General features: G+C 71.0%; 9 protein-coding genes. 7 read left to right on the top strand and 2 right to left on the bottom strand.

Annotated features, from left to right (window positions below):
- Nucleotides 1-334: 334 nt before the first annotated feature.
- Nucleotides 335-1,282, bottom strand: a complete 948-nt coding sequence (locus M503_RS0103210) for an alpha/beta fold hydrolase (protein ID WP_028919160.1) — start codon at nucleotides 1,280-1,282, stop codon at nucleotides 335-337.
- Between the two features lie 111 nt (nucleotides 1,283-1,393).
- Between M503_RS0103210 and M503_RS0103205 the strand changes: the two genes are divergently transcribed.
- The 7 genes from M503_RS0103205 to ruvB all read left to right on the top strand — a co-directional run bounded on the left by M503_RS0103205 (nucleotide 1,394) and on the right by ruvB (nucleotide 8,095).
- Nucleotides 1,394-2,221 (top strand): AraC family transcriptional regulator, encoded by an 828-nt coding sequence (locus M503_RS0103205; RefSeq protein WP_028919159.1) that lies wholly within the window; start codon nucleotides 1,394-1,396, stop codon nucleotides 2,219-2,221.
- Nucleotides 2,218-2,901 carry an esterase/lipase family protein gene (locus M503_RS0103200; RefSeq protein WP_428992212.1) on the top strand — a complete coding sequence of 228 codons (684 nt, stop codon included), beginning with the start codon at nucleotides 2,218-2,220 and terminating at the stop codon, nucleotides 2,899-2,901. Before M503_RS0103205 ends, M503_RS0103200 begins: the two co-directional genes overlap by 4 nt.
- A 66-nt stretch (nucleotides 2,902-2,967) precedes the next feature.
- Nucleotides 2,968-3,690: a YebC/PmpR family DNA-binding transcriptional regulator gene (locus M503_RS0103195; RefSeq protein WP_028919157.1), complete on the top strand. Its 723-nt coding sequence runs from the start codon at nucleotides 2,968-2,970 to the stop codon at nucleotides 3,688-3,690.
- Between the two features lie 100 nt (nucleotides 3,691-3,790).
- The gene (ruvC, locus tag M503_RS0103190) at nucleotides 3,791-4,306 is read left to right on the top strand and encodes a crossover junction endodeoxyribonuclease RuvC (protein ID WP_024870294.1); all 516 of its coding nucleotides are present in this window, start codon (nucleotides 3,791-3,793) and stop codon (nucleotides 4,304-4,306) included.
- A 132-nt stretch (nucleotides 4,307-4,438) separates the two neighbouring features.
- On the top strand, nucleotides 4,439-5,026 hold the full coding sequence (ruvA, locus tag M503_RS0103185; protein WP_028919155.1) for a Holliday junction branch migration protein RuvA: 588 nt from the start codon (nucleotides 4,439-4,441) through the stop codon (nucleotides 5,024-5,026).
- A 51-nt stretch (nucleotides 5,027-5,077) separates the two neighbouring features.
- Nucleotides 5,078-7,000 (top strand): potassium transporter Kup, encoded by a 1,923-nt coding sequence (locus tag M503_RS0103180; protein WP_037060317.1) that lies wholly within the window; start codon nucleotides 5,078-5,080, stop codon nucleotides 6,998-7,000.
- Between the two features lie 63 nt (nucleotides 7,001-7,063).
- Nucleotides 7,064-8,095, top strand: coding sequence for a Holliday junction branch migration DNA helicase RuvB (gene ruvB, locus M503_RS0103175; protein ID WP_028919153.1), 1,032 nt, complete (start codon nucleotides 7,064-7,066; stop codon nucleotides 8,093-8,095).
- Nucleotides 8,096-8,189: 94 nt separating this feature from the next.
- On the opposite strand, the gene pdxA is transcribed toward ruvB, so the two are convergent.
- Nucleotides 8,190-9,170 (bottom strand): 4-hydroxythreonine-4-phosphate dehydrogenase PdxA, encoded by a 981-nt coding sequence (gene pdxA, locus M503_RS0103170; protein WP_028919152.1) that lies wholly within the window; start codon nucleotides 9,168-9,170, stop codon nucleotides 8,190-8,192.

The raw sequence follows: 9,170 nt of genomic DNA, 5'->3' as shown, positions 1-9,170 counted from the left end.
ACGCGCCGAAAGACGCGGTAGCGCGGGGGTATGGCGCAAGCGGCACATGGATGTGCCGCGCTCGCGCGTTGGAGCAGGACGCGGAACCGCGCGATGCGCCATACCCCCGCGCTGCCGCGGCTCCGTCCGAAGCCCGCACACGCTGACGCAGTTGCAGTTGCCGTTGCGGTTGCACTTGTCTCTGACATTGCTCTCGCGCCACCGCACCAGGCCGTCGTGATTGCACAAGTCGGACTCCGCCCGTTACCGAGGTCCGGGCAGACGCGTTGCCTCGCCGCACACACGAAAACGGCCGCGAAGCCGCGGCCGTTTCCGTGTGCTGCATCCATCACGTTCACTCGCGCAGGAAGTCCAGCAGGTCCTGGTTGAGACGGTCCTTGTGCGTGTCGGTGATGCCGTGCGGCGCGCCCGGGTACAGGATCACCCGCGCGTGCTTCGTGTACTTCGGCACCGCCCTGGCGGAGATATCCACCGGCACGATCTGGTCGTCGTCGCCGTGGATCACCAGCGTCGGCACATCGAACTTCGCCAGGTCGGCGCGGAAGTCGCTGGCCGAGAACGCCGCGATCGAGTCGTAGGTGTTCTTGTGGCCCGCCTGCATGCCCGCACTCCAGAACGACTGGATCAGGCCCTGGCTGGCCTTCGCGCCCGGGCGGTTGAAGCCGAAGAACGGGCCCGACGCGATGTCCAGGTACTGCTGCGAACGATTCGCCTGGGCCGCCGCCCGGAAGCCGTCGAACACCTCCTGCGGGATGCCTTCCGGGTTGTCCGCGGTCTGCAGCATGAACGGCGTTACCGCGCTGACCAGCACCGCCTTCTTCACCCGCGCGGTGCCATGGCGGCCGATGTAGCGCGCCACCTCGCCGCCGCCGGTGGAGAAGCCGACCAGGGTGACGTCCTTCAGGTCCAGCGCGTTGATCACCGCCGCCAGGTCGTCGGCGTAGTGGTCCATGTCGTTGCCGTCCCACGGCTGGCTGGAGCGCCCATGGCCGCGGCGGTCGTGGGCGATGACGCGGTAGCCGTGGTCGGCAAGGAACAGCATCTGCGCCTCCCAGCTGTCGGAGTTCAGCGGCCAGCCGTGGCTGAAGGTGACGACGGGGCCGTCCTTCGGGCCCCAGTCCTTGAAGTACAGGCGCACGCCGTCGGCGGTGACGACGTGGCTGCCCTCGACGGTGGCCTGGGGCGCGGGCACCGTGGCGGGGGTGGCGGCCTGCGCCGGGAGCGCGGCCTGGGCGGCGACGGCCAGCAGGCCGACGGCGATCGGGCGGGTAATGGCATTCATGGTCGTTCTCCTCGTTGTGTTGGATGGTTGCCGTCGGGGCAGGCGTAATCTGCGGCCTTGGCTGCTACGCTCCAGCACGGAAAGTCCGGAAAAGTTGACTGGGAGTACGAGATGGCCGATCGACTCGCCGTACTGCTGGAGCGCTTCCCGGTCAGCGCGCAGGTCTTCCACGCCGGCGCGCTGTGCGGGATCAACACCCTCGATGTGGTCGACGGCATGGGCCAGCTGCACCTGGTCCGGCGCGGGCCGCTGGAAGTCAGCCACGCCGGCAGCACCGTGCAGATCACCGAGCCGAGCCTGCTGCTGTACCCGCGGCCGATGGCGCACCGCTTCTCCAGCGATCCGCAGAGCGGTGCCGACATGGCCTGCGCCAACCTGCGTTTCGAAGGCGGCGCCGCCAATCCGCTGGTCGGCGCGCTGCCGTCCTTCGTATGCCTGCCGCTGCAGGCGCTGCACGGCGTCGCGCCGGTGCTGGAGCTGCTGTTCGAGGAGGCCTTCGAACAGCGCTGCGGTCGCCAGGCCATGGTCGACCGCCTGTTCGAGGTGGTGATGATCCAGGTGCTGCGCCAGCTGATGGAGCGCGGCGAGCTGGGCAGCGGCATGCTCGCCGGGCTGGGCCATCCGCGCCTGCGCCACGCGATCGTGGCCATGCACGGCGCGCCGGCCAAGGACTGGAGCCTGGAGGACCTGGCCGCGGCCGCCGGCATGTCGCGCAGCGTGTTCGCGACCACCTTCCGCAACGTGGTCGGTATCACCCCGGGCCAGTACCTGCAGGGCTGGCGGGTGGCGCTGGCGCAGCAGGCGCTGCGCCGCGGGCGGCCGCTGAAGGTCGTGGCCAGCGAGGTCGGCTACGGCAGCGAGGCGGCACTGTCGCGCGTGTTCAAGGCGCACAGCGGGCTGTCGCCGCGCGACTGGAAGCGGCAGGCGGTGGCGGCGTGAGCGAGGGCGAGGCCGAGCCTGCCGGCCCATGGCGCAGGGAGGGGCAGGCCGGAGCCTGCGACCGCGTGCTGCTGGTGCACGGCCTGTGGAACTCGGCCTGGTGGCTGGCGCCGCTGGCCTGGCGCCTGCGCCGGCACGGCTTCCGCGTGCGGATCTTCGGGTATCCCAGCATCGTCGGCGGCCCGGAACCGGCCATCGAGGCGCTGGTCGCGCGGCTGCGGGGTGGCGCGCCGGTGCACCTGGTCGGGCACAGCCTGGGCGGGCTGCTGGTGCTGGAAGCGCTGCGCCGCGCGCCGGACCTGCCGGTGGCGCGCGCGGTATGCCTGGGCTCGCCGCTGCGCGGCAGCGGAACCGCGCGCTTCCTCGCCGGGCGCCCGCGCCTGGCCTGGGCGCTGGGGCGCAGCGGCACGCTGCTGTGCCAGGGCTGCGCGCCGTGGAATGGGCCGGTGCCCGTCGGGATGGTGGCCGGTGACGTGGCGCGCGGGATCGGCCGCTTCCTGTCGGCGGTGGACGAGGCCTCCGACGGCACCGTGGCGCTGGCCGAGACCCGCCTGCCCGGGCTGGCCGCGTACTGCCAGGTGCATGCCAGCCATACCGGACTGGTGTTCTCCGCCGCGGCGGCGCGCCAGGTCGCCAGCTTCCTGCGCACCGGCGCCTTCGTCGCGGACGCGGAAGGCTGACGCCGGCTTGGCCGGCGCGGGCGCCCGTTATAATCGCCGCTTCGCAAACGCTATACGGAAGCCCCCATGGGTCGTGGTCCCTCGATCGAAGCCCGCAAGAACGCCAGCGACGCCCGCCGCGGCAAGATCTTCACCAAGCTGATCCGCGAGATCAGCGTCGCTGCCCGCTCCGGCGGCGGCGATCCGGCCAACAACCCGCGCCTGCGCGCGGCGGTGGACAAGGCGCTGGACTCGAACATGTCCAAGGACGTGATCGAGCGCGCGATCAAGAAGGCCACCGGCGAGCTGGAAGGGGTCGAGTACGAGGAAGTGCGCTACGAGGGCTACGCCCCCGGCGGCGTGGCGGTGATCGTCGACTGCCTGACCGACAACCGCGTGCGCACCGTGGCCGACGTGCGCCACGCCTTCTCCAAGTGCGGCGGCAACATGGGTACCGAGGGCTCGGTGGCCTTCATGTTCAAGCGCCTGGGCGTGCTCAGCTACGAGGGCGCCGACGAGGAGAAGGTGACCGAGGCGGCGATCGAAGCCGGTGCCGACGACGTGGTCGTGTACCCGGACGACGGCGCCATCGACGTGGTCACCGCGCCGGAGAACTTCGAGGCGGTGAAGCAGGCGATGGAAGCCGCCGGCCTGGCCCCGGGCTATGCCGAGGTGACCTTCCGCGCCGACAATGACATCGCCGTGTCCGGCGAGACCGCGCAGCAGGTGCAGAAGCTCCTGCACATGCTCGAGGACCTGGACGACGTGCAGAACGTCTATTCCAACGCCGACCTGGGCGACGCCGGCTGACGATGTGCCCGCCCGGGGGCGAAGCGGTGGCGGCAGCGGCCCGGATCGCATCCCCGGAGGCGGAACGGTGAGCGTCGTGCCCGTGGCCGCCGCGCCGCGCGTGCGCATCCTCGGCATCGACCCGGGGTCGCAGCGCACCGGCATCGGCATCATCGACGTGGAGCCGGGCGGCCGCGTGCGCCATGTCCATCACCAGCCGCTGGTGCTGCTGGGCGAGGGCGACTTCGCCGCGCGGCTGAAGCGGCTGCTGCATGGGCTGTCGGCGCTGATCGAGGAGTACCGGCCGCAGGAAGTGGCGATCGAGCAGGTGTTCGTCGGCCGCAGCGCCGACTCGGCGCTCAAGCTCGGCCAGGCCCGCGGCGCGGCGATCAGCGCGGTGGTGCTGCGCGACCTGCCGGTCAGCGAGTACGCCGCGCGCGAGGTGAAGCTGGCCGTGGTCGGCACCGGCGCGGCGGACAAGGCACAGATCCAGCACATGGTCGCGGCCATGCTGGGGCTGAGCGGGAAGATCCAGGCCGACGCCGCCGACGCCCTGGCCATCGCCCTGACCCACGCCCACGTGCGCGCCACCGCGCAGCGCCTGGGCGTGAGCACGAAGCTGGCGTGGAGGAAATAGAGCCGTGAGTAGTGATTCGATATTTGTGATTCGTGGAAAGCGCGGGCACCTTCCGGCCGTGCCGGTGCTTTCGCCTCTGCTTTTTCGAATCCCCAATCCCGAATCCCGAATCCCGCTCCAGAGGAACCCCCGATGATCGGACGCCTGCGCGGCATCCTCGCCCTCAAGCAGCCGCCTTGGCTGGTGATCGACGTCAACGGCGTCGGCTACGAGCTGGAGGCGCCGATGAGCACCTTCTACGACCTGCCCGAACTGGGTCGCGAGGTCTCGCTGTTCACCCATTACGCGCAGAAGGAGGACAGCGTCTCGCTGTACGGTTTCCTGCGCGAGTCCGAGCGGCGCCTGTTCCGCGACGTGCAGAAGGTCAGCGGCATCGGCGCGAAAATCGCCCTCGCCGTGCTGTCCGGGGTGAGCGTGGACGAGTTCGCGCGGCTGGTGCAGGCCGGCGACGTCACCGCGCTGACCCGCATCCCCGGCATCGGCAAGAAGACCGCCGAGCGCATGGTGGTGGAGCTGCGCGACCGCGCCGCCGACCTGGCCGGTGGCGGCAGCAGCGGCATGCCGGCGCCAGCCGGCGACCCGGTTGCCGACGCGGCCACCGCCCTGCAGCAGCTGGGCTACAAGCCGGCCGAGGCGGCGCGCATGGCCCGCGACGGCGCCGCCCCCGGCGACGACGCGGCCGCGATCATCCGCAAGGCGCTGCAGTCGGCGTTGCGCTGAGTGGCGCCGACACATCCCCGCCACGCGCCGCCGCGCTAACCTGTGACCGCCATGTCCGCAGCGTCAAACCCCGCGCCTGCCAACGGTCCGCACGGCCACCCCGTGCAGGGGCCCGGTGCCGGCCTCGCGCTGGTCGTCGGCGCCATCGGCGTGGTCTTCGGCGACATCGGCACCAGCCCGCTGTACACGCTGAAGGAAGCGTTCTCGCCGCACTACGGCCTCAACAGCGACCACGACACCGTGCTGGGCGTGCTGTCGCTGGCGTTCTGGTCGCTGATGGTGATCGTCACCCTGAAGTACGTGACCATCATCATGCGCGCCGACAACGAGGGCGAGGGCGGCATCATGGCGCTGATGGCGCTGGCCCAGCGCACCTTGAAGAACGGTTCGCGCACGGCCTACGTCGTGGGCATCCTAGGCATCTTCGGCGCCTCGCTGTTCTTCGGCGACGGGGTGATCACCCCGGCGATCTCGGTGCTCGGCGCGATGGAGGGCCTGGAGATCGCCGCGCCCTCGCTGCATCCGTTCATCGTGCCGCTCACCGTGGTGGTGCTGCTGCTGGTGTTCATGGCCCAGCGCTTCGGCACCGAGAAGGTGGGCAAGGTGTTCGGGCCGGTGATGACGCTGTGGTTCATCGCCCTGGCGGTGATCGGCGCATGGAACATCATCCAGGCGCCGGAAGTGCTGAAGGCGTTCAACCCGTACTGGGGCGCGCTGTTCTTCAGCGAGCACGGCTGGCACGGGGTGTTCATCCTCGGCGCGGTGGTGCTGGCGGTGACCGGCGGCGAGGCGCTGTACGCGGACATGGGCCACTTCGGCGCGCCGCCGATCCGCCACGCCTGGTACTTCTTCGTGCTGCCCTGCCTGCTGCTCAACTACCTGGGGCAGGGCGCGCTGGTGCTGGAGCAGCCGGAGCTGGTGCGCAACCCGTTCTACGAGTCGGTGCCGGCCTGGGCGCTGTACCCGATGATCGTGCTGGCGACCATGGCCGCGGTGATCGCCTCGCAGGCGGTGATCACCGGCGCGTTCTCGGTGTCGCGCCAGGCGATGCAGCTGGGCTACATCCCGCGCATGCGGATCAAGCACACCTCGCAGGACACCATCGGCCAGATCTACATTCCCGGCATCAACTGGCTGCTGGCGGTGATGGTCATCGGCCTGGTGCTGGCGTTCCGCAGTTCGACCAACCTGGCCGTGGCCTACGGCATCTCGGTGTCGGCGACGATGCTGATCGACACCCTGCTGCTGGCGCTGGTGGCGCGCGCGCTGTGGCCGCGCTGGCGCAACTGGGTGCTGCCGCTGTGCGTGCTGTTCTTCGTGGTCGACGTGGCCTTCGTCGTCGCCAACGGCGCCAAGCTGCTGCAGGGCGCGTGGTTCCCGGTGGTGCTGGGCGTCGTCCTGTTCACCATGCTGCGCACCTGGCGGCGTGGCCGCGAGCTGCTGCGGGATGAGATCCGCAAGGACGGCATCCGGGTCGACACCTTCCTGCCCGGGCTGATGCTTGCTCCTCCCGCGCGCGTTCCGGGCACGGCGGTGTTCCTCACCGCCGACGGCTCCGTGGTGCCGCACGCGCTGCTGCACAACCTCAAGCACAACAAGGTGCTGCACGAGCGCAACGTGTTCCTGACCGTGGAGACGTTGCCGGTGCCGCACGCGCCCGCGGAGCGGCAGCTGAAGGTCGAGCAGATCGGCGACGACTTCTACCGGATGGTGGTGCGCTTCGGCTTCATGGAGACCCCGGACGTGCCGCTGGCGCTGATGCGCGCCAGCGACGCCACCGGCATGGGCTTCGACCCGATGGACACGACCTTCTTCGCCAGCCGCGAGACCATCGTGCCCAGCGCCCGCCGCGGCATGGCGATCTGGCGCGACAAGCTGTTCGCCTTCATGCACCGCAACGCGGCGCCGGCGACCGGGTTCTTCCGCATCCCGGGCAACCGCCTGGTCGAGCTGGGTTCGCAGGTCGAGATCTGACCGGCCGGCCGGGGTGGCCGCGGGAGGCGGGCGCAACGCCGCCGCAGCGTCCATAATCGCGGCATGAGCGAAGACCGCATCATCACCGCCGGCGCCACCCGCGAGGACGAGGCCATCGAGGCCTCGATCCGTCCCAGGCGCCTGGACGAATACCTCGGCCAGCAGCCGGTCCGCGAGCAGCTGGACATCTACATCCAGGCCGCCCGGGCGCGGGGCGAGGCGCTGGACCACGTGCTGATCTTCGGCCCGCCGGGGCTGGGCAAGACCACGCTGAGCCACGTCATCGCCAACGAGCTGGGGGTGAACCTGCGGGTCACTTCCGGCCCGGTGATCGAGAAGGCGGGCGACCTGGCCGCGCTGCTGACCAACCTGCAGCCGCACGACGTGCTGTTCATCGACGAGATCCACCGCATGTCGCCGGTGGTCGAGGAGGTGCTCTATCCGGCGATGGAGGACTTCCAGATCGACATCATGATCGGCGAGGGCCCGGCCGCGCGCTCGATCAAGCTGGACCTGCCGCCGTTCACCCTGATCGGTGCCACCACCCGCGCCGGCCTGCTGACCGCGCCGCTGCGCGACCGCTTCGGCATCGTCCAGCGCCTGGAGTTCTACACGCCGGAGGAGCTGACGAGGATCGTGCGCCGCTCGGCGCAGATCCTCGGCATCGACTGCGAGCCGGAAGGCGCCGGCGAGATCGCGCGGCGCTCGCGCGGTACCCCGCGCATCGCCAACCGCCTGCTGCGCCGGGTGCGCGACTACGCCCAGGTGAAGGCCGGCGGCCGCATCGACGCGGCGGTGGCGCAGGCGGCGATGGGCATGCTCAAGGTCGACCCGGAGGGGTTCGACGACCTCGACCGGCGCCTGCTGCGCACCATCGTCGAGCACTTCGACGGCGGCCCGGTGGGCGTGGAATCGCTGGCCGCCTCGCTGTCGGAGGAACGCGGCACGCTGGAGGACGTCATCGAGCCGTTCCTGATCCAGCAGGGCTTCCTGGTCCGCACCGCGCGCGGCCGCATGGCCACCTCCAAGGCCTACCGCCACCTCGGCCTGAAGCCCCCGGCCTCGCCGCGGGAGACCGGCGAGCTGTTTTCGTGATCTGAAGCCCCTCTCCCTGCGGGAAGGGACGGCATGTTTGCGCGGCACTGGCGCGCGCCGTCGAATGCCCGCGTCGCATGGACGCGGGCATCGCTCAACCGCTCTGCCGCTGCGCCGCCATCCGCGCGCAGGTCGCGACGGCCGCTTCCAGGCTGGAGGGATCGGCGATGCCACGGCCGGCCAGGTCCAGGGCTGTGCCGTGGTCGACCGCCACGCGCGGGTAGGGCAGGCCCAGGGTCAGGTTCACCGCGCGCTCGAAGCCGCTGAACTTGAGCACCGGCAGGCCCTGGTCGTGGTACATCGCCAGCACCGCGTCGAAGCCGGCCAGCTTCTGCGGCAGGAACGCGGTGTCCGCCGGCAGCGGGCCGGGCAGGCGCATGCCTTCGGCGCGCAGCTGCTCCAGCACCGGGACGATGAGGTCGAGCTCCTCGCGGCCGAGGTGGCCGTTCTCGCCCGCGTGCGGGTTGAGGCCGAGCACGGCGATCACCGGTTCGGCGATGCCGAAGTCCCGGCGCAGGGCTTCGTGGGTGATGCGCAGCACCCGCCGCAGCAGGACCGCGTCGATCGCATCGGGCACCTCGCGCAGCGGCAGGTGGGTGGTCGCCAGCGCGACCCGGACCACGTCGTTGGCCAGCATCATCACCACGTCGCGGCCGGCGTGGCCGGCCAGCAGCTCGGTGGTGCCGGTGTAGGCGATCCCGCCTTCGTTGATCGTCGACTTCTGCACCGGGCCGGTGACCATGCCGGCGAAGCGGCCGCGCACGCAGCCCTCGGCGGCATCGAGCAGCGCCCCGATCACCGCGCCGGCGTTGCGCGGGTCGGGACGGCCGAACCCGACCGCGTTGGTGTTGGGAAACATGCGCAACGGCATGTCGCCCGGCTCGCGGGCGACATCATCCTCGTGCAGCAGGTTCAGTGGCAGGCCCAGCGCTTCGGCTGCGGCCCGCATCGTCGCCGGGTCGGCGAGGGTGACCAGCGTGCAGTCGCTGCGTGGCCGCTGGGCCAGGCGCACGCAGAGTTCAGGGCCGACCCCGGCCGGTTCGCCTGGAACCAGCGCGAGCCGGGGCAGGGCCAT

This window comes from Pseudoxanthomonas suwonensis J47, assembly GCF_000513955.1.
GTDB lineage: Bacteria > Pseudomonadota > Gammaproteobacteria > Xanthomonadales > Xanthomonadaceae > Pseudoxanthomonas > Pseudoxanthomonas suwonensis_C.
This window is presented reverse-complemented; position numbering and strand designations above follow the sequence as displayed.